The following is a 21,930-nucleotide window of genomic DNA, read 5'->3' as shown; positions in this document are numbered from 1 at the left end:
TTGAAAACTCCTCTACAATCATAATACATGTTTAGAAGTATAACATAATATATAGAAATTAATCTTTAATTTAACAATTTGGATTCACGTGAATTAGTTACCATAATTTCTCTTTCTAAAGCATACAGCTCTTTATATGTTCTTAATCTAATAAGTCTCTTCCTCTAGATTTTTGAAAGAAAAGCATATAAAAATTCATTTTCTGTATGTATATTCTTTGTAGAAAGATAAATTTCACATTTTATAATTGAAGATTTTAAATCCAGAAAATTATTTTAATATAATTTATAACCACATCTAAAAATCCACCATCTCTTACTCTCCCATATGATAAATCGCTTACAGAATAGATTAAACAAAATTTTCTTCTTTTTCTAAAATATAAAATACATGTTTACATGCATCTCTAATTGTTATATTGTTATAAGGAAATTTATTCTATAAGAGGTGCAATTAATGAAATTAAAGAAAATTATTCTATCAACTGCTTTAGCCACAACACTTTTATCTCCAGTTGCTGCAAGTGCAGCATCAACTCCTGATTTTAATTTTGAATTTAAACATCAGTTAACATCAAGAAGCTACGCTTTAGGTGGTAAAGATGTAAAAATCACTACTACAGCTGATACATATGGCGAAGCAGGTAACTTTACAATTGAATTATACAGACTAAAGAGTGGCGGAAAATCTACTTTCTTAGATGCTAAAACGTTTAGTAAAAATGGAACGACTTCCCGAGTTTATTCAAATGGTACAAAAGGTAGCTTTTACATGATATTTAAAAAATCTGCTACTTCTCTAGGTACTGGAGGATATGGGTATATTGACAACAATTAATCCAAAGAATTTATAATCTTGTATATGGTAGGTGTTAAAATAGAATGCTAACAGAAATGTTTCCTTTCATTTATGGTTCGTGGTTTTTAGGTATTGTTATATTAATTCTTTTGTTTAATCGTATAGTCTTGAAAAAGAAATATAAATTCGAAAAGGTTTTTATGTTATTATTATCAATCTTTTATTTAATAGGTTTAATATCTGTAACATTATTTCCTATGCCTGTAGATGATAATTTAATCCAATATCGAATTAGTAGTGGAGATAATGAAGTAAATAACTTGATTCCTTTAAAATCTATTATTGGAGCGATAGATGGAAATTTCATTATGTCAATGATTCATCAACTAGGTGGAAACCTTATCCTATTGTTTCCTTTGGGAATTTTTATTCCAATTTTGTTTCCTAAACTAACAAAATGTAAGACAATTGTACTTATAGGATTTTTAGTCTCTCTTCTTATTGAATCATCACAGTTTACTATTTCTTCAATTATAGGATTTACATATAGAAGCTTTGATGTAGATGACCTACTACTAAACACAATTGGTTCTGGAATTGGTTTTCTATTTTATAAATACATATATGTGAAGGTTCTAAGAGATGAAATATTTGGATTAAAATAAAAGCAGCCAATTTTATGGCTGTTTTTATTTGTCTCTCCAGCCTCTAGGGTTGAATGTTGTACTTATTTTGTAAGAGTGATCTACTGAGTATAAAATACTTAATCAATTGTTAACGATGTTCAACATAAATCATCCAAAAGGATACACATATTTAGACGGTGAAAAAGCCAATAATAAAAAATCGATTCAACATTTGTAATAAACCTTATTGTACTTATAAAAGGTGATTTTATCATTTAATACCCTATAGAAAAACTGCGTATTTGTCGTCAGTTAGAGTAAATGATAAAACTTTTATTATTTAATAATTAATTTAATATTTACTTATAAGATTGAGTTAGTTTTATTATAGTTAAACAATATAAAAAGGTTTAATACCTAACCCATAAATAAAATTAAAACAAAAAACTATGATACAATTATCCAGGATTAAACATAAGATCTTGGAATCGCAGGAAGTAATAATGAGGAGTTAATGAAAATGAGCATTGCAACCTACATTGGTTTAAATTTTGCAGTAAAACTTAATGAATATTATACGGAAGATGAGGTTGAATTTGACTATGTTTTCTCAGATGAAGAAAATCGTAAGGTAGTTCAGCAGAAATATTTTACTACACCTTATCTCTATGAAGTTGCTGAAAAAGAGAATCCAATTTGGGAAATGAACGAATATCATAAGTTTCACTCTCCACATAACTACGAAAAATCACAAAAAACTTTCCTCTATTTATGTGATCTTCTAAAAAAATTACTTCCAAAAGGTGATTATTGTGAAATCTATATATGCTGGTTGGGAGAAGAAGAGGAAGAGTACGAGGGTAATTTGAAAATTGATTTAAATAATCTACAAATAGATACTATAGAAATTTATGAGAAATGTTTCATCAGAATAGAAAACTAGGGCTATTATAATTTATTAGCCTTTCGAGGTATCATAACAAAGTTAGAGTTGACCGAATTTATTGGTTAACTCTAACTTTTACACTGAAAACAATAATGTTGTTTAACCTAGTCTTTAATTAAAGTACTTGTCCATTCTTCCTTTTAAATCTTCGTAGTTCTCATCTGTAGCTTGTTCCATGCCATGTTTAAGAATATCTCTTGCTTTCTTTTTTTCATTGGCCATTAAATAAAAATCACAGACTTTGTCATAAAATACATCGGGCTCGTGCAGGGCTAAATCTGCTGCTGTATTCCAATCAATAATTTGTTCGTAATAAGGAATACCTACATTTATCACCTTATGGACAAATTTTTTAAACTCTTTTTTATCTGACTCCGTATTGTAAAGTGTAAAATGATCCTCATCATTTTCCAACCAATTAGGAATATTCCAATCTGAACTAGCAACAACTATATTGTCGATTAACTTGGTATCCCATACTTGCTCATACCATTTTTCATAATATTTTGACGATACATCCCACACGCTCCAAAAAACACATTCATCTTGTGAGCTATACTGACTTATGCAAAAAGATAAACTTAAGGTAAATACCCCTGACTTTCTAGAGAATTTTGGGCCACTTTTAGCATATCTAAAGCCTAAAGGCTCCAACAAGTGAAGAAGATCGGTCTCAATGTATGATTTTAGTAAATCTTTTGGTTTCATAAATTTCCTCTTTATAAACTATTTTTCTTTTGAATCTTGATATAGTTTTCCAGATGTAGAAGGGCTAAATACAATAGGGTAATCTACGCCTAGCTCCTCTTTGATTTTTTCCAATAAATCTAGCCCCTCTTTATTATGTTCGTTTTCCATTTCGATTCCTTTTCTCTTTAAGGTATCAGTATTAAAATCAATCCACTCTCCATATTCACTAACCCAATGCTCTAGCTCTTCTTGAAGACTTCCAGATAAAGTGAAATCCTCAATATCTAGATTTTCCCCACATTCATTGCACCAGATAGGGTCTACTGAAAGGTCAGCTTCTAGTTTATACGTATTATGTTTACAAGTTCGAGTACCAAATAATTTTTTAAAGAACATAAACTACCTCCATCTACATTCCTTATAATACACTCAGAGTATATAAAATCCTATATCAAGTTTAGTTAACATAAAACGTATTACAGGAACAAAAGCCCCCTCTATCCTGCATAGAATAAAGGGGCTTTGGTAACCTAATGTATAATATAGACAGTAAGTAAAAGAAGTCTCCCATTGAGACTTCTTTTCTATCTTCATTAATTTTTCTTTTTAGACTGATTTAAATGTTAGGGTTAAAAATCTGATAAAATTAAATAAGACCTTCTATTTTAGCTTCCTTTTTAAATTTTAAAATGGCTTCTACTGCCTTTTTGTATCCTCCAGAATCCCTTAACGATTTTCCAATTTCCAAGCTTTTTTCTCTAAATGAAGAGTTCGATAGCACTTGTTCTGTTGTATTTCGTAAGGTAATAGCATCTAATTCTTGACGATTAAGTTGTAGACCAGCTCCTAATTCTTCAATCCGATTAGCCACTATTAGCTGATCGCCCACAACAGGCATAACCACAAGAGGAACTCCAAAATAAAGCCCTTCACTCGTACTATTCATTCCACCATGAGTAATAAAAACATCTGTTTGTTCTAATATTTCTAACTGAGGTACATAATTACGTATAATGAAATTAGATGGAATATCTTTAAATTGGCTAATGTCCGTCTGTTTCCCTACTGATAGTATAACTGTAGCCTGTATTTCTTGGAATGCTTCAAAGCAGGTAGTATATAACTCAGGTTGCTGGTTAAATATTGTTCCCATTGAAATAAAGATAAGCTTATTACCAGGAATATTTTTTAATGAAAGAGTTTCTACATCTTTTCGAGGCGCAATAGAAGGACCAACAAAAATAAAAGAGTTATCAAACTTTTCAGCACGAGGTTGATATGATCTTGAAGTATATACAAGAGTAATATCGCCAGGGCAAGACATCAGCTTATGATTATCGTTGATTGTTATACCATATTTTTGTCTCCATTTTTTTAATATCTCTTCAAGTTCTTGATATGTTGGAGGTGTCTTATTAATTTCTCCTCGACTTTTCATCACGTTCGAAAAGACCTCTTCATCAATAGCAAACGTTGTACAAGAGGATATTTTAGGTATATTCAATATATCAGCAATCATCCATCCTGCGGCGAAATTATTATCATAAATAACGTAGTCGTATTTTTCAGCTCCTATGTCCTCTAGAACACCTTCTATGACTGTATCCGCAGAGCGTACCATATATAATAGCATTTCAAGAGGGTCCATTCTTTTCGCCATTTTTTTCACTAGATCTCCATTGCGTGTAAAATTTTTATAAGGACGAAATGTAGCTCCCGTTTTCTCAATTTTATTTCTATATTCCTCTACACAGTAATAGACAACCTCTTCACCCTTTTTTAGGAGTTCTTCCACTAATGCAATGGTAGGATTGACGTGACCTTCTCCAGGATAATTAAGGAATAAAACTTTTCCCATCTTAATTCCTCCTTTTATAATATAAATAGTTCATGTCATTATACCATTTGTTGTTTTTCTACACCTTATTACATCTTTTTTAAGGTCAGTTTACTAAAGAAAAGAATTAGAGGTGTCTAATATGAAGTATTTTACTTTCATTGTCTCTACACCATCCGTTGTAATGGTTAATCTCTTTAGTATATTAGTCGACCCTGCGTATCATATAGTTTCTAATTAACATAATGTTTTTTTCTAGGTACCTTTTAATAGTTTACATTGTCCCTATGCTATAATTTCTAAAAAGAGTATAGGGGAATAAGAATGAAAAATTCACTTAGGGAATATATTCTAAATGCTAATTTTCAGGAAGCAAATAAGCAAGTTAAACAAATGAAGTTCTCAAAATTTGAAGAGCAAATTATATTGTGGGCATTTGAGGACGATTACGATCTTATATACTATACATTCATTTGTCATCTTCTTATTCAACAAGAAAGTGAAGATCTTCATTCTTTAGCGTGCGACGTTCTTGCTAACCCCCTATGTCGCATAGAAGGAGCATACAAAGGCGCTTTATATCATACTAGAGAAGCTTTAAGATTAAATCCAACTAATATAGGTCATAAAGAGATGTTGCTATTTCTTTATATCTGTCCTGATCTTCCAGAAGAATTATTAACTCGTGAAGAAAGTCTGGAAACAGCTGAATCCATATTAGAAGTAGATCCGGAGAATCAAGCAGCTAGATCTTTTATGAAAGACTATAAACCAAGAAAAAGAAGAAAGTGACAAAATTAACTGTATACTCTATAGAAAGTTAGTTACCATAATGTAACTTATCGGTAGAAGAATATAAAAACACTAATTTAAATTTACTGACTGAAACATTCGGGTTGAGGTGTACTAGCATCATCTTTTCCACCCACAAAAAAGGTAAAATAGTTTCCGTTGTAATCATCTTCAGCAGTCATTTCCCAATTAATATCCTTTTCCCAATTTAATTTCTTCACTTTTTTCCCTTGATCATCTACATAATAATATTCTGAGTTATGCCAACCTGAATCTACCCTAGAATACCAACCAAAAGATTCTGGGGAAGACGTTTTTAGCTTTCCATCCTTAGAAATTTTATGAATAATTTTCTCATTTTGGACTTTTAAAGGTGGCTTGCCTTCTACATCATAAAAGACGCCAACACAACCTGTATAACCATTCGGGATTAAATATACGGTATCTATTCCTCTTCGTTCATGAAAAAACAAAAAATAGATTGTACCAACTAACAGCAATAAGCCCACAAATATGTATCCGATTTTTTTCATTCTTTACTCCTTCAATTTCAGTACAAATATTTGATGAAATTACAAAAAACCACAAAGTTAGTTCACATGACAAACGTTATCGCTAATAAAAAAGACTCCTCTTAAGGAGCCTTTAGTCATATTAAGTCCTTTTCCATACCTTTATTTTATTTACTAAGGTAAAATTCATTATCAAAAGTAGATAGATCAACTTCCCTAGATCCTTTTTTATAAACTTGATCTGCCCCCATTGTTTCTCCCTTTCTCCATCCCCACAACCAAATGCTTACTTCGTACCAAGGAGGAATACTTCCTGCCTCAGATGCAATAAACCATTTATATTTTTCAGTGATATAGTCCTCACCTACAGTTGTTTTTACTAAGTGAGCTTCGCGAGGTATAGGAAATCCCTCAACATCCGGAGATGGAGTATAAGCTAGCTTGAAATAACTGCCTAATAACAGTGCGATGATAACAACAGCAAAAATCTTTTTTCTTTTCTTTATCATAAAATGTATACCTTTTCCTTTTTAATATCAATATAGCACTACAAATAAAGAAAATATATGAAAAATAATAGATATATAGAGTTATTATACATCTTTTTATTACAGTAACCTGCTTTAATTAAATTTCTAATAGAGATCATACTATCCCTAAGAACAAAAGAAGCGCTGATAAATTAATTTATCAGCGCTTTTTTTGTTGGCTTGTATTAAATAAATAACTTAACATAAACAATCTGGTTTTCTCATAAATTTTATATTCTTCATAAAAAGTTGGGTACCTAAAGATTTCTTTTTCTAAAAAAGAATATTGAGGAAAAACTTCAAAGAAGGTCAACCTTAATTCATTTATTTGATGTTGAGGAATTTTTTTCGTTTTGCCTTTTAAAACATAGCTTAAACTCCCAGCTATATTGGCCCAATAACTGTCTAGATCCGCAGTTAGTACATCATCTTCTCGAAACTTTTCATTGAATTCATTTTTCATTTTATCAACATCGTCGTGAGGAAAGGGGTGATACAATTCAACTTCAAGTTGTTTTAAATTGTTAATTAACTTCATTTTGTCTATATCAAACTCCACCCTTCGTAAACCATACCAGTCTTATTTTTTTACACCTTGATATAGCTCTCTAGACTTAGAAGGACTAAATACAATAGGGTAATCTCCTCCTAGTTCTTCTTTTATCTTTCGTAAGAGCTCTAAACCTTTTTTATTATGCTCGTTTTCCATTTCAATTCCTTTTTCCTTTAAAGAATCATTACCAAAATCGATCCAATCCCCATAATCACTAACCCAGCACTCAAGTTCTTCTTGGAGAATATTAGACAATGAGAAATCCTCAATATCAAGGTTTTCTCCACATTTATTGCACCAAATAGGATCTGTGGAAAAATCGGCTTCTAATTTATATGTATCATGCTTACAGTTTTTATTATTCCATAATTTTTTAAAGAACATAAACTACCTCCATTTACATTCCTTATAATACATTCAAAGTATACAAAATCATATATTAATTTTAGTTACCATAATACGGCTCTTATAGGAATAAATAAAAAAGAGAAGAAAAACTCTTCTCTTTTCTAATGGAATTCTTCTGATATGAGAACTCATAAAAAACGTAATGTTTTCAATGTGCTAATGCATTATAAATTGAATAATCTACTTCTCCTGAAATGTTCTTTATCCTCTTTTCACATAGTACCATAACCATCAAATTCTCCTTAGAAGGTGGAGGATTTTTACTGGACGCATGTATATCAAATTCAGTTGAAGTTCTAAATCCGAAACGTCGATAGTATCGATAATCTCCTTCCACAATAATTCCCTTATAATCCATTTCAATAGCTAATCTAATACCTTCTTGTATCATATACGCACCAACACCTTGTTGCTGTTTATCGATGGCTACTGAAACAGGTGATAACATCAATATTTCATCTTCGTACTTAGCACTGATTGGTAGTTTTGAAAGGATAAGGTGTCCTATAATTTCTCCACCTTCCTCAACAACCAAATCAAGCTGAGGAATATAATATTGTTTTTCTCGAATCTCTTTTACTAAAGCTTTTTCAACTATTCCGTCTGAGTAACTGGTGTTTTTGAATATCTCATATACAAAACTTTCAGTAAATTTATGTTCTTCTTTTTTTGCTACTCTTAGTTTCATCCATCCACCTCTAACATACAGGTATACTATCATTCCATAGTGTTCTTAGATATCCTTCTTCATCATTTATGCTTAGTTAATCTTCTCCATACTGTGTTTTCTATATTCACGTAAAAAAACATTACCTTTTAAAGAACTTTGAAGTAACGTATGAAAATTTTTTATATTTCTTTGAATCTACCTTAACTTCTTCTAACGATTAATCAAATATGTCATTAATAATGAGACTATTATATGACCCTACGATATTTCCAATAAATCAATTCTGTATCTCTATAGTCAATTTGGAATCCCAATTTCGTTAATACTTTTTTAAAAGCGATATTGTCAGGATCACATCTAGCACGAATACATTTAACTGAATCTTGACTTGAGGCCCACTCTAATAATTTTTGGGCGGCTTCAAAACAATAACCTTTGCGGCAGTGGCTTTTATTAGTAGCAAAACCGATTTCAATCATACCATTTGGATCTGGGTCTCCAAAAAATCCAATGCCTCCAACTGTTTCATTGTGGTTCTTCGACACAATAATCCATGAGTCAAATCCTTTAGTACCATTGTTTTTAAGAAGGAGCTCTCGAAAGTAAGGTAAAGCTTCAAAAAAATCATGGCCGGGCCATTCGCCGTTGGTTTTGTATCCTAAAGCTTCGATTGCTTGTGTATTACGTTGGGCTGCCGCCTCGATTAGATTAAGATCAACGGTTTTCAGTATTAGTCGATTAGTTTCAAGTTTCATATCTAGTTCACCTTTCTTATTAAATAATCTTTATTAAATAAATTAAATGACTTTAATATTCAATAATATTGTTTTAGAGACCATACATGGTAGGTGTAATTTTTTATCAGGTGATTAATCATATCCGGTCTTTATTTTCCGTAATTAACCATATTAATAATAAATGCTTATTTCTGTTTATATTTTTTAATTCCTTCTTCAAATATTTTGGCTTGTTAGTTGATGAAAGAAATATGTATAACGTACAAGTAGTTAGTTATCATAATGTGATTACAGAAAATATAAAACCTGAAATTCCCTGTTCCATAATGGAAGTGATTTCAGGTTCCGTTAAAATTTATTGATTTTGAAAAAGATAGAGACCAAATCCTAAAGTATCTCTACCCCATGTAAGGTAAGTACGTTTCCATGACCTAATTTTATTTAACATACTGTTACAATCAGGGTCGTTCGGGTTTTCATAACAATATTTTTCCATAGACATAGCATATAGTCCTTCATATTCATCCCAATCATCGTCACTTGCAACAACTGACCAAATCGGCACGAGCCCCATACTTTCTCCCATAAAAACATTCTCATGGTGTTCTTTTAATTCTGACTCATCTGCTCCACCAAGTGCTTCTAAATATGCCTGACTAGGTTTCTTCTTCCAGTATCCTTCTCCTACTAGAATAAAGCCGCCCTTTTTAACATTTCTTTTAAGAGATTGTAACGTTAATTCCAGACTACCCAAAGCATGAGTAGAACCAACACAAATTCCTACATCAAAATGATTGACGTATTCACTTACCACTTGTTTGGCATCTTTTACAATGTACGTAATTTTTTCTTCAGGGATTCTTTTTTGGGCCTGTTGCTTTGCCTCTAAAATAGAACCTTCATATAACTCTACGGCTGTTGCTTCAATACCATATTTTTTAACTAAACGTATTAACAGTTCACACTTCCCAGCCCCGATATCTAACACTTTTGCAGGAGGTTCTAACTGAAGAAAATCTATAATTCTATTGATTTTAGTTTCACTTATCGGGTTACTAAATAAATGTTTACTGTGGGCAATTGATGAGAATTTATTTCTGTCCATTGGTTGAACTCCCCTTTGTCCTTTTTAGATACTCTTTTTCTCATTAAATTAGTTAAGATAGAAACACTCATAGTCCCAGCCCCTTTCAGAATAAACACCTATATTTACATGTAACAATAATTAATTTTATTTTCCATTTATTTCACTACTCTAGATACCTCGTTAAGTTTATTGCTACTGATAATTAATTCCTTAAAAATTGGAGAAACCCTTCCTCACTGGAACATAATTAAATGGGCAAGGTGGACAACGTATAGCTAGTTAACGTAACAGGTATTATCGGAAATAAACCAGATATTCATTCGATAAGCCTTAGAAGATTATGATAATATGTATATCGTAAACTAAAAGGAGGTTAATAACGGATAATTTGTACATAATTTCCATAATCATGATCGCTATCTTAATCATACTGTCATATATAATTGGCAGAAAGAACTCTACCCTAAAATATGAAGTACCTCTAATAGTAGGAATACTGAGTGTTATTGTTTTTATAGTAAGTTTCTTTATCGGAGGATGGACTGGTATGGGAGTAGGAGCAATTAGTTTTACTGCTTTCATCTCATCACTTCTCTCCCTAATAATCATATCTGTAGTGGAAGCTTTAAAAGGAAAAGGCAATAAGAATATTCACCAATAAAGCATGTATATAATATACAAATTCAGCTAACATATTCACCATTATCGAAACAAAAAAATACTGATACTTTAGGAGGAAGATTTATATGGCAGAAAGACAAGTTGGAACAGTTAAGTGGTTCAATGATGAGAAAGGATTTGGCTTTATTACACCAGAAAGTGGACCTGATCTTTTTGTCCATTTTACAGCTATTGAACGGACTAAAGGGACTGAAGGGGTTGTTATTAAAAGCTTAAAAGAAGGGCAAAAGGTTACTTTTGTAGTAGTGAATGGCCAAAGAGGTATGCAAGCAGAAATGGTACGGGTCCTAGAATAATATCCTAAGGGAATTATTACACAGTAAAAAATGAGGTAAAAAATGTATATCACATGCAAAATTAGTTCACATAATCAAAATTATAGGAAGAACCAACCATAAATAGCCCCATTAGATATCTAGTGGGGCAAAGCGTTTGAAGTACACGAATAAAACATGTTATTATTTGTATTCAAAGACAAATTCTCTAATGAGCTACCAATTGCAACCACTAGGTAGCTTTTCTATTTATCAAAATTAAAGAAAAAACGAAAAAGTCTTTCTCAGATGAGAAAGACTTTCCCTAGTCCGAATGAATGTACTTGGTTAAGGTTAACATTCCATCTTATTATACTACTTTTTTAGATGTTCTTCATCTTGAAAAACACTACATTTATTTAAGTTCTCATAATGCCAATCATCAGCAAGACAGTAAATAAAACATGGTTAAAATTTTCATTCTAAACTAATTAGTGATTTGAGGGATTAAAATGACCATTTTAAAAGGAACAAATGAAAACTTTTTCACCCTTATAAAAGAAGGTATAACATTAGCTTATTTTTCAAACCCAGAGAATGAAGAATCTCAAACTACTCGAACAAACTTAGAAGCCTTAGAGAAACATATAGGAAAAGATATTAAGGTAGTAGAAATCAACGGTAAAGAAGAAAAGAATGTAGTTAAGAAGTTTCCTGTTGACGTGTTCCCAACGCTCATTCTTTTTAAAAACGGAAAAATAGTAAAATACAAAATTGGAGGGCAACCTAAATCACAATTGACTCAGTTTATGAGTCCTTTCATTTAGTAACATAATGAGCCTTATAGGAAATAATCAATTTAAAAAAGCCTCTTTTATCTAGAAAGAGGCTTCTTTTGATTCTGTACTATAAAACTCCTAACATCCTTAATTAATAAACCTAAATCTTTAGCTTCTTTCATAAGAAATATCCATTGGACTTCATTTGGTGATAACCTTTTCTCATTCGACACTGATATGATATCCCCCAACTTATTTTTATAAATAAGATCTCTAGCAGTTACTATCATATGTTTGATCAAATCTTAAAACTAATACTTCTCTATAAAGTCGAAAATCCCTGTAGTTATAAGTGGAAATATGGGTTATTTTGTATTTCTTAAGGATAATGTTTAATGATTTGAGCAAACTACTCAAGAAGTTGTAAGGCTTCAATCCTTTGGCTAAATAAATGTAGCAGAAAAAACCTACCTCCTTTGACTGGAAAGAGATAGGTTTTTCTGTTTTTTAAGATGACTACGATATACAACATTATCTAGATTAATGAATTAAGAATTTCGCACCAAACCCCTTACCTGTAATATTAGCTGCCTTAAACTCTTCTTCACTAAGGCTATTAAGAATGATTACATTCTCAGGGTACAGCTTGCCCAACAACGCCCAGAGTATTAGATAATTGCCCCTTGCAGAAATAAGATGATTACCAGACTCGTTCGTTATTAAACCCGGAGTTTCCAAAATACCCCATACGTGATGCTCTTTGAAATCTGCTGGTTTCTCAGAATGTGCTCCTGAAACTGACTTAGAATTCGTCGCTGGCCGATACATAAATCGCTGGCCTCTAAATATCTGACCAAGATCAACCACAAAGTCATTGGAACCAAGTTGGATATGGTATTTAAGAACAGCACTTTGTTGATTACCAGTTGTTAGAATTTGCGCTTTATAGACGTTCTCAAGCTCCTGGTTTAAAACATCTAATTCAGAGGCAACTTGTCCGTCACCTGCATTGCTGCGAGGTGCAGAAAGGTAGTCTGGAAATTCATAGTTGAAAGTGATAGGAATGGAAACATCAAAATTATCATCCACAATTGTCCACACTGGGTGCCAGTAGAGAAGGTATCTAGGCGCCGTTGCTGGAAGAGCTCCCAAACTTGCAGGAAGTATGGTACCCAGGTGATACTGAAATCCATATCCTACTGTTGTCAGCTCAGAACTTAATACGCTTTGAGCGAATTTAACTAGTGCCTTATGAGACATTCTCTTTCCCAATAATTTATATAAAAATTCACTGTGTGCTTGCTCCATAAATCTTAATCCCTTGACACTATTTCTTTCATCGATTTTAATGGGTATCTCTTCCCAATTCTCGAACGGAATGAGTGCGTCTCTTAAAAGCACTAGCTGATGCAGGTATTCATTAAACAATTGCATGACAGTTGGACTACCTGCTGATCCCAAAAGTAAATTGGCTACCTTAGGCGTCCATGGATGATTATCACAGTGGCTTCTAAAGTTCAAATTGTTAAGAACTGCCTCACCATACTCTTTTAATGCTAGCTGCTGTGAGTTGAATTCACTTGCCCAACGTGTTAGAGTTTCACCTATACTTTTTGCTTGTTTAGTAAGTTCTATTCCGGACGTATCATTAAGAGAAAGCTGGCCAAGAGGCAAAACTGATTCTCGCCCGGAGATTGCTAAATTAGCCTCAAGATTGTCTAACATCGCTTTCGAATCTGCTGCTTCTCCAAGTTGAACCATTATGGCTTCCAAAAGAATGTTCAATTCACGGACAATATCTTTAGCTCGGTACACTCCACTTGGAAGATCCCAATCGAAACTTCCATTTTCCTCATGTGATTTTATCGATTTTTCAGCAAATTGACCGACAAGAGGATTGATATCAAACTGTGTTCCCCATTCGATACTTCGATTTGCCAGAGTTAACTGATATTTTGACATATTACTCAAACCTCACTTTCTCTTTTTCAATCCCAGATGAAAATCCTCCCGAATTGCCATAATAAATTCAAATTATTATAAAAATTTAATACTTGGAATTTGGTTGTATGTTTTCATTCGTATTTTGAAAAAATCCGAAGTTTGTATCAGACCCTTTTTTATTAACTTATTTGAATTAAAATTTTACTTACTACCATTAAAAAAGCTCCAAAAGTTCATAAATAAGAGAACTTTTAGAGCCTTTGGTAGTCCAATTGACTAGTGATTTATATTTCAACCTTCAATATTTTTCTTAGTACTAAGCAATTAAAAAGATAGTAATACTTTTGTTCCTATAAGTCAAGTGGTTCTGGTGAAAAAACCTATTCTTAGAAACATAGAGCACCCGTTTTCTTTAAATTGCTAAATTATAAAGCTAATCCAAATATCGACTCGCCAATAATCGTTTGTTGGCTTAAGGTGACATCGTACACGTTCATCTAATTTGGGGCCAGATTGATGCACCCCGTGCATAATCGTTATGTGAGCCATAAATAATTCTCATTCTTCCATCATTTTCACCAAATCGTGGAAACTAAGGCTGTAACTGTAGCTGTCTTATGAGGCACATATAACTTAATTATATAAAACAATTTCAGGATTTAAATTACAAAATTTGTATTATTCGTTTTAATAAAATAGCAGCTATGTTAGTATGATTCTAAATCACAATGTTTTGTGTAATACAAAATTCATAACAACTGTAAGTAAACAAAAACGCTTTAACTATAATAGTTAAAGCGTTTTTGTATTATATTTTTTATTGTAATTGTATGCTTTTACGGGCGGTGTATTAAGGAAAATGAATTTACGTTAATTTTATAGATTAGAAAAACCATACTTAATAATAATGACACAATTCAATTTTTCCCATTAATTCCCTCGATATGATACAAATATTATAAAATATAAAAAGACTGATAATTTAGGAGGAAGATTATATGGGAAGACAAAATGGAACAATTAAGTGGTACAATTTTAATAAAGGATATGGTTTTATTACAACAGAAGATGAAACTGAGATTTTTGTTTCTTATCGCTCTATTGAAGGAAATGGTTATGCAGACCTGAGAGAAGGTCAAAAGGTTTCTTTTGACGTAGAAACAGGTCAAAAGGGTCTAGAAGCAGTACGTGTACGGGTCCTAGACTAATATCCTAAAATCATCTGTTATTTAAAAGGCAACAGGTTATTCCGTTGCCTTATTTGTGCTTTATAAAGCTGTTTTGACCATTAGTCTAAAATAGTTCGCATACTATTATAAAAGGAACGTTTTAAATTAAAGGAGGAAATGGAATGGCAATGTAAGAAGAATTTGCGTTAAGAGATGAAACAATAAAAACTATAAAAAAGGTGAAGGATCGCTCTCATCAAGAGGAGCTGAAGTTGTCAGACATCACAGAGCGTAATATTTTTCCTATGCAATTATTAGATAAACAATCAATACAAAAATGATCACAAACAGACAGTTCGTAAAATAAACGTTCGTATTTGTGTACCTTTACGAACAAACTCCAATTTCATTTGGCGAACGCTTATTGATGTTCGTTTATGTATAGAAATATTATACGAACGCCTTTAATCTAACATACGACATTTACGAACGGTTTTCAGGATAAAACGAACATTTATTATGGTTTATGAAAAATTACAGATTCAATAAATAAAAAGTAAAACCTTAATAATATGATAAATAATCTAATATTTACTCAAATAACAACAGAACTTATATAAAGTTATTTTCTATAAACAGAGTCGATCATCATATTTATTTTTAAAGTTATATGTATATGAATCTACAAATCTGGCCGGACTAATAACGTATTCCCCCTATTCGATAAATTTGAAAATCCTTAGCTTTGAAAGCAAAGGACTTTTTTGTTTCTTATAGAGTCATTGAGATTTTTAGTTTGATTTTTTAAATAAGTAGTTCTACATAACAATACCATTATTAAATAATAAATACATTTAATGAAATCCCTATCATTATTCTATGAGTAATGATAGGGTGAAGGTAGGAATTTCATTATTTGGCTTCTTTGCCTTCTAAAGTCTCCTTATAATAGAAAGGAGCTTGTTAATCCATGACTTTACTTGAAATTAAAGAAACACTTAAAACTTTACTCTACTATGAAGACAGTAACATAACTCATACTATCCCTCGATTTGTAGAGTTTTCTTATTGTAAAGTATCTAAGGCTTTTCAAATTAATACGATTCTTACTAAAAACACTTCCACTTATTTTGACGTTGACACTGCTGCAGAAGCATTATACGCAATAATATACTCCATCAACAAGCAACACGTACAATAGTAATAGTACCTTCTTTAATCTGTATCATAAATCAATTTTTTATTTACCTATTATAAATAGCTTTTAGTCTATCCTTTATATATTCTATACGGATAGGAAATATAAAAAAGAAAAGAGGTGATATTATGATTTCAGAGGAAAGTGGTGTAGCAAAATTTTCTTTTCTAGAAAAAGCATTAGATTTTACCAGAGCCGGTGTAATAGTTACGGATGCCTCACTTTTAGATAATCCAATTGTCTATGCAAATAAAGGTTTTGCTGACATAACAGGATATAAAATGGAGGAAATTATAGGGCATAATTGTCGTTTTCTTCAAGGGAAAGAAACTAATCCAGCTACTATAAAGGATATTAAAAGAGGGATTTCAAACCAGACGTCCATCAACGTACAAATCTTGAATTATACAAAAGACAACAGGCCGTTTTGGAACGAATTATTTATAGACCCCATGTGGATGAACGAAAAGTTATATTTTGTTGGCGTACAGAAAGATATTACAGAGAAAGTAAAACTAGGGAATTTAATTAACGATTTTCATGAGCAAATCACTCAACTCTCTACCCCTATCGTTCCTATTAAAGACGGAATATCGGTGTTACCTATTATTGGGGTATTAAGTGAACAGAGATATGACGCTTTAATGGAGCAAGTGTCAATGTATATATCTGAAGCTAAAGATGATTATTTCATTGTCGATTTTTCTGGCTTACTTGAAATAGATACATTCGTAGTAAATTGTATCTATAATTTAAATAACTTGATTTCTCTTACAGGTACAACGGTTATTATTACAGGGATCAACCCTTCACTTGCAAGAAAGATGGGTGACCTTCAAGTTACCTTTAACAATCTAAACACATTTAATACGGTTAAATCGGCCCTGCTTTTTCTTCAAGGTAAATAAAACGAACAGTGAGCATTAAATAACTTTTCATATTTTAAGCAAACTACTTAAGACACCCTGAGAGATCTAAACAATGAGTAAGGTACGTGTAAGACAAGAATATTATATACAACGTAGTTAACATAATTACTTTTATCAGTAATAGTAATATGTATAAACTCACTCACAGGTATCAATAAAGTGTGATATAATGTAAAAGCACTCTAACTTATAAAAGTTAGAGTGCTTTTTTTATTTAAATAAGAATAAATGTTAGGTGTTTTATCTCTTTATATAAATAAAACGAAAGGAGATAGATGATATGCAGCTTAAAAAAAATGAGTATTTACAGCCTATAAAAGAAAGTATTATTAAACGTAGGAAAGAACTTGTTGAAAGAAAAAGACAAGATTTTACCAATATTCATAGAACTGGCACAGACTTGACAGCATTTCGCAGCAACCTTCTGACAGTTTATGCTGACTCGATCGATTTAGACAAAGATAGTGCTGCTGAAGTGATCTCCGAATGGGGCCAAGACGTTTCTAACTTATTAGTGGATCTCGAACTGCCATTAGAAGTAGCCTTAAACGAAATTAGCTTTTATAGGTATACGATTGGAGAAATTATTAGGGAAGAAGCAGATGATAAAAATTTCTCTCTTAACGCTTTCTATGAGATTATTTCGCATTTTAACATGATTGTAGACCATTCTGCACAATGGTTGAGTAAATCTTACATCCAAGATTATACGAATAAAATTAAACATGCCCAATATGCTATTGATGAGCTTTCCGTACCTATTGTTCGTATGACTGAAGAAATTGGCATCCTCCCTCTAGTAGGAGATCTAGATACAAAAAGAGCACAAATTTTGATGGAAAATGCATTAACAAAAGGTAGTGAGTATCATTTAAAATTGCTCATTATTGACTTGTCAGCTGTCCCTATTATTGACACCATGGTCGCGGACCAGGTTTTTAAAGTCATCGCAGCTTTGAGACTAATAGGAATCAACGTTGTTCTTAGTGGTATCCGTCCAGAAATAGCTCAAACTATGGTCAATTTAGGAATAGAAATGAATAGTATTAAAACGTTCTCTAGTCTGCATCAAGCTGTGACATATACAAACTCTCTTATTGAATCAGCAGGATAGAGTAACTTATTATATATAACGGTCACTATAAAAAAGTTTGTAAAATTACCCCGCCTCTTTACATTTAGCGTAAAAAGTATAAGATCTGAATACGCATTTAATCATTAAATTCCCAGCCAATTCTCTTTGTGAATCACGCAATAAATCAATACTTATAACTAAATTATAATTATGCAGCCTTTTATACATATGCTGTAACTTGTCTGAAATGTCCCTGTTATAAAAATATGTTAGGATTTATTGATCAGCATATTCTATAAAATATTTCAGAAAAAATCTACCTCAATCCATCCAATGGTTGTAAAATGAGGTAGATTTTTTGTTCGTTTATTGGGAAAGTAATACACCTTTTCAAAATCGAATAGAAATAATATAATTGTTTAATTTTATCTTGCTCAATTCACTAAAAAATCCACTATTTACTCCATACAAAGAACACTAATATAATTAAGGGGTACAAAGAGAAAGGATGATTTTTTGAAAAATAAAATAAATCAGTTGTTTAAAGATCAAAAGAATGTTCATGTACTGTATTCCTATAATAAAATGGAAAATTACATTAACCAAGTTGTAGATTACATAAAAGACGGTATTTACGCTGGAGACTACATTATTCTTATTGAAAATGACCGTATTTATCCCCTCATAAAAAAACAACTGGACACGCTATTAACAAAAGATCAAATGAAACTGGTACACTGTATAAATAACTTTGATTTTTATTATTCAAGTGGGAGTTATCATCCTCCCTCAATCGAGAGTTACTTTAATAAAATGATACAACCTTATGTAGAAAATAAAATCTCTTTTAGATCATGGGCACATGTAGAGTGGACCACTATGAAAGATCCTTTACATCTAATAGAAGATTTTGAAAAAATAGTGGATGAGGCTGTAAATCAGCTATCGTTTCCGTTAATCTGCGCGTACAAAGGTGAGCGAATGCCAGAATATCTGAAAACGATTTTGTTGGAAACACATCCATATATCCTAGTAGAAGATGATTTCATCGTCTCCGAACAATATCGACCAGCTAAATAATGTAAAATAATAAAAAAAACGCTTAAAAAATTATTTAAGCGTTTTTTTACTTGCTTTCTTACAGGTTAAGAATACATTAACATTTGTGTAATTTAAGTCACTCTAAAAGAGTGATTTTTTAGAAGAATATTAGGTTTTTAAGTCCAAATAATAGGTTAATATTTACTAATAAAGCTATTGAGGGTATAGAAATGGAGGAGAGTAAGTTGCCTAACAGAGAGTATCCATACTAATTTATAAAGTTAGGTAAGTTATATTATGTAAATGAATCATGTAGAAAAATCGCCCTCTTTGTCGTCAGTAAGAGTAAATGGTTAAACTAATTATTTTCAATAAATACTTTACTATTTACTTAAGTCGGGTAGGCAGGCACTCTCACGAGCGCCCGCCCCCCTAAGAACCGCACGTGACAGATTTCCCGTCATACGGCTCAAGCCTTCTTTTTATCCGAACAACTTATTTAATACATGGTACATGTACTAATTTAGCAAATTGACCTGTAGAAACCTCTAGGTTTCGCACTGTAACTTTTTCTCCATTTTGTAGAGTCTGCTTACACAATGCACAACGATATCCTTGTTTTCTTGCAAGTTTCATCCTATCGAATGTATTTTCATTGTTAAAGACCTTACGGTCTCGTTTTTCCCAATACTCTTTTAGACTCGGATCATCTGGGCTGTTTTTGTAGGCTACCATGACATGTCGTTCTATCTTAATCCAGGACATCTTTAACAATTGAATGTTAGTAAGTGGACATGTGAGAATCCATTTATTATTTCCACCGTGGTGGGGCTTCTTAAAATAACGCTTGCTAATCCATTTTCTCGACTTCTTTGGATGCAGTTGTTTAAGATGTTTTCTCACTTTTAGGAAAATATAATTGTCCATATAGCTGTAAGTCTTTTTAGATACGACATGTTTCCAATACTGGCCGTAGCCACGAATAATCGGGTTTAAAACACGTATTAGTTCTTTTACTGGTCGTCCTCTCATCACAGAGAACGTATCTTTTATCTTGTTTCTAGCCTTTTTAATGCTGTCTCTGCTAGGTTTGATAAATAACTTCTTTCCTTGTCCCGTATTGTATTGACGCAGCGAGAAGCCAAGAAAATCAAACCCGCCCTCAATATGTGTAACTCTAGTTTTATCCATGCTAAGTGTAATTCCTCGTTTTCGTAGGTAAGGGGTGAGTTTCCCATACATACTTTCAGCTTGTTCCTTCGTTTCCGTTACGATGACGAGGCAAGTAGACCACTGGAACCTCCCCAGCAGCCCCTCTCAGAACCGGACGTGAACCTCTCAGCTCATCCGGCTCCCATTATTCAGCCGTAGGCTTGATGCCTAATTCCCAGTGTTTAAAAAGTCTGGGATTCTGTTTTGCAATTCTACCCAAAAAGTATTCTGCCTTTTTCTTATGGCGTGTGAGCCTTTTATATTTCTTTCTTGCCCACATAATTAAGGCTTTATTAACATGCCTTAATGTTGAGTACATCTCGGATTTGTAGAATTTCCCATAGTAATTAATCCAACCTCTAATTTTTGAGTTAAACATATTTGATAGGTCCGTAAGGTCCTTTTCTGCTTTTAATTGTAGTTTCCATTCCCTTACGTTTTGCCGAATTGATTTCTTAGATTTATTACTAATGGCAGGTGTAAAGCCCACAAAGTGTTTTCCCCATCTGTTCTTTACCAGTCTTGGTCTGAACGTATACCCTAGAAAATCAAACGCTATGGTTTCATAGTTTCCTTTTCTATCCTCATCCTTACAGTATACAATTCTGGTTTTAGTTGGATGTAGCTCAAGCTTACAGTCATTCATTCTCCTATTTAGGGATTTAAGCAGCTTTCTTGCTTCACTTTCTGTCCTACAGTGGATGACTGCGTCATCCGCATACCTAGCGAACGGATTGTTTAGATGATTAATAGACATCCATTTATCAAACGTGTAATGAAGAAATAAATTTGCTAATACTGGACTTATAATTCCACCTTGAGGCGTGCCAGATGTACGCTCTTTTACACCTTCTTTCGTGTGAAAAGGTGCCTTTAACCATCTTTCGATGTATAACTTTACCCATTTTGTTTTGGTATGCTTTTCTACTGCTCTCATCAGTAACTGATGGTCAATGTTGTCAAATAAACCTTTTATATCGAATTCTAGAACCCAGTTATATTTCCAACACCTCTTGCGAGTAATCTCTATTGCTTGAATAGCACTTTTCCTAGGTCTATACCCATAGGAGTCCTCATGGAAGAATGGTTCCACAGAAGGTTCGAAATACAATTTCACCACCATTTGTGCAATTCTATCCGTAACTGTTGGGATACCTAATACTCTCGTACCTCCAGTTTTCTTCGGTGTTTCTACAGCTTTAACTGCCGGAGGAAAATAACTTCCTGAGGACATCCTGTTCCATAGTTTATAGAGATTATCCTTTAGATTCATTTCGAATTCTTCTATTGATTCTTCATCAATTCCTGCTGACCCTTTGTTCGCTTTTACTCTTAGAAAGGCTTCATAAACTACCTTTTTTGATATAGCATATGGCTTTGTTTTATCCATAAGTTCCTCCCACTTAGATGGTTGACTTGTTAATAAAACCGAATAACATAACCCCTTTGCTCCATCTCCGTT

General features: G+C 32.3%; 25 protein-coding genes and 1 pseudogene. 12 read left to right on the top strand and 14 right to left on the bottom strand.

Features of this window, described 5'->3' with window-relative positions:
- Positions 1-456 precede the first annotated feature (456 nt).
- The 3 genes from MKY06_RS27480 to MKY06_RS27470 all read left to right on the top strand — a co-directional run bounded on the left by MKY06_RS27480 (position 457) and on the right by MKY06_RS27470 (position 2,367).
- On the top strand, positions 457-837 hold the full coding sequence (locus tag MKY06_RS27480; RefSeq protein ID WP_078082504.1) for a hypothetical protein: 381 nt from the start codon (positions 457-459) through the stop codon (positions 835-837).
- Between the two features lie 44 nt (positions 838-881).
- Positions 882-1,463, top strand: coding sequence for a VanZ family protein (locus MKY06_RS27475; RefSeq protein WP_116299336.1), 582 nt, complete (start codon positions 882-884; stop codon positions 1,461-1,463).
- A gap of 481 nt (positions 1,464-1,944) precedes the next feature.
- On the top strand, positions 1,945-2,367 hold the full coding sequence (locus MKY06_RS27470; RefSeq protein ID WP_140457153.1) for a hypothetical protein: 423 nt from the start codon (positions 1,945-1,947) through the stop codon (positions 2,365-2,367).
- A 114-nt stretch (positions 2,368-2,481) separates the two neighbouring features.
- On the opposite strand, the gene MKY06_RS27465 is transcribed toward MKY06_RS27470, so the two are convergent.
- The 3 genes from MKY06_RS27465 to MKY06_RS27455 form a co-directional block, all read right to left on the bottom strand.
- Complete coding sequence (locus MKY06_RS27465) at positions 2,482-3,078, bottom strand: DUF4304 domain-containing protein (protein WP_140457154.1); 597 nt, start codon at positions 3,076-3,078, stop codon at positions 2,482-2,484.
- Positions 3,079-3,096: 18 nt separating this feature from the next.
- On the bottom strand, positions 3,097-3,456 hold the full coding sequence (locus MKY06_RS27460; RefSeq protein WP_140457155.1) for a hypothetical protein: 360 nt from the start codon (positions 3,454-3,456) through the stop codon (positions 3,097-3,099).
- 250 nt (positions 3,457-3,706) lie between these two features.
- Positions 3,707-4,918: a macrolide family glycosyltransferase gene (locus MKY06_RS27455; RefSeq protein WP_172737995.1), complete on the bottom strand. Its 1,212-nt coding sequence runs from the start codon at positions 4,916-4,918 to the stop codon at positions 3,707-3,709.
- Between the two features lie 303 nt (positions 4,919-5,221).
- Between MKY06_RS27455 and MKY06_RS27450 the strand changes: the two genes are divergently transcribed.
- On the top strand, positions 5,222-5,689 hold the full coding sequence (locus MKY06_RS27450; protein WP_194758433.1) for a hypothetical protein: 468 nt from the start codon (positions 5,222-5,224) through the stop codon (positions 5,687-5,689).
- An 83-nt stretch (positions 5,690-5,772) separates the two neighbouring features.
- Here the strand turns inward: MKY06_RS27450 and MKY06_RS27445 are convergent, their stop codons facing one another.
- The 7 genes from MKY06_RS27445 to MKY06_RS27415 all read right to left on the bottom strand — a co-directional run bounded on the left by MKY06_RS27445 (position 5,773) and on the right by MKY06_RS27415 (position 10,204).
- The gene (locus MKY06_RS27445) at positions 5,773-6,222 is read right to left on the bottom strand and encodes a DUF6843 domain-containing protein (RefSeq protein WP_340961960.1); all 450 of its coding nucleotides are present in this window, start codon (positions 6,220-6,222) and stop codon (positions 5,773-5,775) included.
- Positions 6,223-6,368: 146 nt separating this feature from the next.
- Positions 6,369-6,710: a hypothetical protein gene (locus MKY06_RS27440; protein WP_029325315.1), complete on the bottom strand. Its 342-nt coding sequence runs from the start codon at positions 6,708-6,710 to the stop codon at positions 6,369-6,371.
- Positions 6,711-6,891: 181 nt separating this feature from the next.
- Entirely contained in the window at positions 6,892-7,269 is a 378-nt protein-coding gene (locus MKY06_RS27435) for a YxiJ family protein (protein ID WP_172737993.1), read from the bottom strand.
- A gap of 42 nt (positions 7,270-7,311) precedes the next feature.
- Entirely contained in the window at positions 7,312-7,668 is a 357-nt protein-coding gene (locus tag MKY06_RS27430) for a hypothetical protein (RefSeq protein ID WP_172737992.1), read from the bottom strand.
- A gap of 172 nt (positions 7,669-7,840) precedes the next feature.
- The gene (locus MKY06_RS27425; protein WP_029325334.1) at positions 7,841-8,380 is read right to left on the bottom strand and encodes a GNAT family N-acetyltransferase; all 540 of its coding nucleotides are present in this window, start codon (positions 8,378-8,380) and stop codon (positions 7,841-7,843) included.
- Between the two features lie 230 nt (positions 8,381-8,610).
- The gene (locus MKY06_RS27420) at positions 8,611-9,117 is read right to left on the bottom strand and encodes a GNAT family N-acetyltransferase (protein ID WP_194758434.1); all 507 of its coding nucleotides are present in this window, start codon (positions 9,115-9,117) and stop codon (positions 8,611-8,613) included.
- Between the two features lie 337 nt (positions 9,118-9,454).
- A complete protein-coding gene (locus tag MKY06_RS27415) occupies positions 9,455-10,204 on the bottom strand; it encodes an SAM-dependent methyltransferase (protein ID WP_172737990.1) in 750 nt (249 codons plus the stop codon).
- A 370-nt stretch (positions 10,205-10,574) separates the two neighbouring features.
- Between MKY06_RS27415 and MKY06_RS27410 the strand changes: the two genes are divergently transcribed.
- The 3 genes from MKY06_RS27410 (at position 10,575) to MKY06_RS27400 (ending at position 11,948) form a co-directional block, all read left to right on the top strand.
- Positions 10,575-10,847 carry a YesK family protein gene (locus MKY06_RS27410; protein ID WP_228541228.1) on the top strand — a complete coding sequence of 91 codons (273 nt, stop codon included), beginning with the start codon at positions 10,575-10,577 and terminating at the stop codon, positions 10,845-10,847.
- Positions 10,848-10,932: 85 nt separating this feature from the next.
- Positions 10,933-11,163 (top strand): cold-shock protein, encoded by a 231-nt coding sequence (locus MKY06_RS27405; RefSeq protein WP_172737988.1) that lies wholly within the window; start codon positions 10,933-10,935, stop codon positions 11,161-11,163.
- Positions 11,164-11,633: 470 nt separating this feature from the next.
- Positions 11,634-11,948, top strand: a complete 315-nt coding sequence (locus MKY06_RS27400; protein ID WP_098590833.1) for a thioredoxin family protein — start codon at positions 11,634-11,636, stop codon at positions 11,946-11,948.
- Positions 11,949-12,440: 492 nt separating this feature from the next.
- Here the strand turns inward: MKY06_RS27400 and MKY06_RS27395 are convergent, their stop codons facing one another.
- Positions 12,441-13,862 (bottom strand): hypothetical protein, encoded by a 1,422-nt coding sequence (locus MKY06_RS27395; RefSeq protein WP_172737987.1) that lies wholly within the window; start codon positions 13,860-13,862, stop codon positions 12,441-12,443.
- A gap of 426 nt (positions 13,863-14,288) precedes the next feature.
- Positions 14,289-14,447, bottom strand: a pseudogene (locus tag MKY06_RS27390) (IS6 family transposase); the annotation flags it as partial.
- A gap of 395 nt (positions 14,448-14,842) precedes the next feature.
- Here MKY06_RS27390 and MKY06_RS27385 point away from each other — a divergent pair.
- From MKY06_RS27385 to MKY06_RS27365, 5 genes are all read left to right on the top strand, one after another.
- Positions 14,843-15,052: a cold-shock protein gene (locus MKY06_RS27385; protein ID WP_098590584.1), complete on the top strand. Its 210-nt coding sequence runs from the start codon at positions 14,843-14,845 to the stop codon at positions 15,050-15,052.
- Between the two features lie 931 nt (positions 15,053-15,983).
- Positions 15,984-16,214 (top strand): hypothetical protein, encoded by a 231-nt coding sequence (locus MKY06_RS27380; RefSeq protein WP_172737986.1) that lies wholly within the window; start codon positions 15,984-15,986, stop codon positions 16,212-16,214.
- A gap of 125 nt (positions 16,215-16,339) precedes the next feature.
- On the top strand, positions 16,340-17,119 hold the full coding sequence (locus MKY06_RS27375; protein WP_172737985.1) for a PAS domain-containing protein: 780 nt from the start codon (positions 16,340-16,342) through the stop codon (positions 17,117-17,119).
- A gap of 301 nt (positions 17,120-17,420) precedes the next feature.
- Positions 17,421-18,254: an STAS domain-containing protein gene (locus MKY06_RS27370; protein WP_172737984.1), complete on the top strand. Its 834-nt coding sequence runs from the start codon at positions 17,421-17,423 to the stop codon at positions 18,252-18,254.
- A gap of 477 nt (positions 18,255-18,731) precedes the next feature.
- Positions 18,732-19,295, top strand: a complete 564-nt coding sequence (locus MKY06_RS27365; RefSeq protein WP_194758436.1) for an MEDS domain-containing protein — start codon at positions 18,732-18,734, stop codon at positions 19,293-19,295.
- A 456-nt stretch (positions 19,296-19,751) separates the two neighbouring features.
- Here the strand turns inward: MKY06_RS27365 and MKY06_RS27360 are convergent, their stop codons facing one another.
- Together MKY06_RS27360 and ltrA are read right to left on the bottom strand one after the other, a co-directional pair.
- A complete protein-coding gene (locus tag MKY06_RS27360; protein ID WP_340961938.1) occupies positions 19,752-20,447 on the bottom strand; it encodes a group II intron maturase-specific domain-containing protein in 696 nt (231 codons plus the stop codon).
- 166 nt (positions 20,448-20,613) lie between these two features.
- Positions 20,614-21,858 carry a group II intron reverse transcriptase/maturase gene (gene ltrA / locus MKY06_RS27355; RefSeq protein WP_194758491.1) on the bottom strand — a complete coding sequence of 415 codons (1,245 nt, stop codon included), beginning with the start codon at positions 21,856-21,858 and terminating at the stop codon, positions 20,614-20,616.
- Between the last annotated feature and the right edge of the window lie 72 nt (positions 21,859-21,930).

This window comes from Priestia sp. FSL P4-0332, from assembly GCF_038005845.1.
Classification (GTDB): Bacteria; Bacillota; Bacilli; order Bacillales; family Bacillaceae_H; genus Priestia.
Note: the sequence above shows the minus strand (reverse complement) of the source record. Positions and strands in the feature narration are given on the sequence as shown.

Bases quoted from the DNA above. Each gene is read 5' to 3' on its own strand.
- MKY06_RS27475 (WP_116299336.1), top strand. From the start codon at position 882: ATGCTAACAGAAATGTTTCCTTTCATTTATGGTTCGTGGTTTTTAGGT.
- MKY06_RS27370 (WP_172737984.1), top strand. From the start codon at position 17,421: ATGCAGCTTAAAAAAAATGAGTATTTACAGCCTATAAAAGAAAGTATT.
- MKY06_RS27405 (WP_172737988.1), top strand. From the start codon at position 10,933: ATGGCAGAAAGACAAGTTGGAACAGTTAAGTGGTTCAATGATGAGAAA.
- MKY06_RS27440 (WP_029325315.1), bottom strand. From the start codon at position 6,710: ATGATAAAGAAAAGAAAAAAGATTTTTGCTGTTGTTATCATCGCACTG.
- MKY06_RS27450 (WP_194758433.1), top strand. From the start codon at position 5,222: ATGAAAAATTCACTTAGGGAATATATTCTAAATGCTAATTTTCAGGAA.
- MKY06_RS27420 (WP_194758434.1), bottom strand. From the start codon at position 9,117: ATGAAACTTGAAACTAATCGACTAATACTGAAAACCGTTGATCTTAAT.
- MKY06_RS27435 (WP_172737993.1), bottom strand. From the start codon at position 7,269: ATGAAGTTAATTAACAATTTAAAACAACTTGAAGTTGAATTGTATCAC.
- MKY06_RS27430 (WP_172737992.1), bottom strand. From the start codon at position 7,668: ATGTTCTTTAAAAAATTATGGAATAATAAAAACTGTAAGCATGATACA.
- MKY06_RS27465 (WP_140457154.1), bottom strand. From the start codon at position 3,078: ATGAAACCAAAAGATTTACTAAAATCATACATTGAGACCGATCTTCTT.
- MKY06_RS27415 (WP_172737990.1), bottom strand. From the start codon at position 10,204: ATGGACAGAAATAAATTCTCATCAATTGCCCACAGTAAACATTTATTT.
- MKY06_RS27425 (WP_029325334.1), bottom strand. From the start codon at position 8,380: ATGAAACTAAGAGTAGCAAAAAAAGAAGAACATAAATTTACTGAAAGT.
- MKY06_RS27360 (WP_340961938.1), bottom strand. From the start codon at position 20,447: ATGGATAAAACTAGAGTTACACATATTGAGGGCGGGTTTGATTTTCTT.
- MKY06_RS27480 (WP_078082504.1), top strand. From the start codon at position 457: ATGAAATTAAAGAAAATTATTCTATCAACTGCTTTAGCCACAACACTT.
- MKY06_RS27380 (WP_172737986.1), top strand. From the start codon at position 15,984: ATGACTTTACTTGAAATTAAAGAAACACTTAAAACTTTACTCTACTAT.
- MKY06_RS27445 (WP_340961960.1), bottom strand. From the start codon at position 6,222: ATGAAAAAAATCGGATACATATTTGTGGGCTTATTGCTGTTAGTTGGT.
- MKY06_RS27460 (WP_140457155.1), bottom strand. From the start codon at position 3,456: ATGTTCTTTAAAAAATTATTTGGTACTCGAACTTGTAAACATAATACG.
- MKY06_RS27400 (WP_098590833.1), top strand. From the start codon at position 11,634: ATGACCATTTTAAAAGGAACAAATGAAAACTTTTTCACCCTTATAAAA.
- MKY06_RS27470 (WP_140457153.1), top strand. From the start codon at position 1,945: ATGAGCATTGCAACCTACATTGGTTTAAATTTTGCAGTAAAACTTAAT.
- MKY06_RS27395 (WP_172737987.1), bottom strand. From the start codon at position 13,862: ATGTCAAAATATCAGTTAACTCTGGCAAATCGAAGTATCGAATGGGGA.
- MKY06_RS27455 (WP_172737995.1), bottom strand. From the start codon at position 4,918: ATGGGAAAAGTTTTATTCCTTAATTATCCTGGAGAAGGTCACGTCAAT.
- MKY06_RS27385 (WP_098590584.1), top strand. From the start codon at position 14,843: ATGGGAAGACAAAATGGAACAATTAAGTGGTACAATTTTAATAAAGGA.
- MKY06_RS27375 (WP_172737985.1), top strand. From the start codon at position 16,340: ATGATTTCAGAGGAAAGTGGTGTAGCAAAATTTTCTTTTCTAGAAAAA.
- ltrA (WP_194758491.1), bottom strand. From the start codon at position 21,858: ATGGATAAAACAAAGCCATATGCTATATCAAAAAAGGTAGTTTATGAA.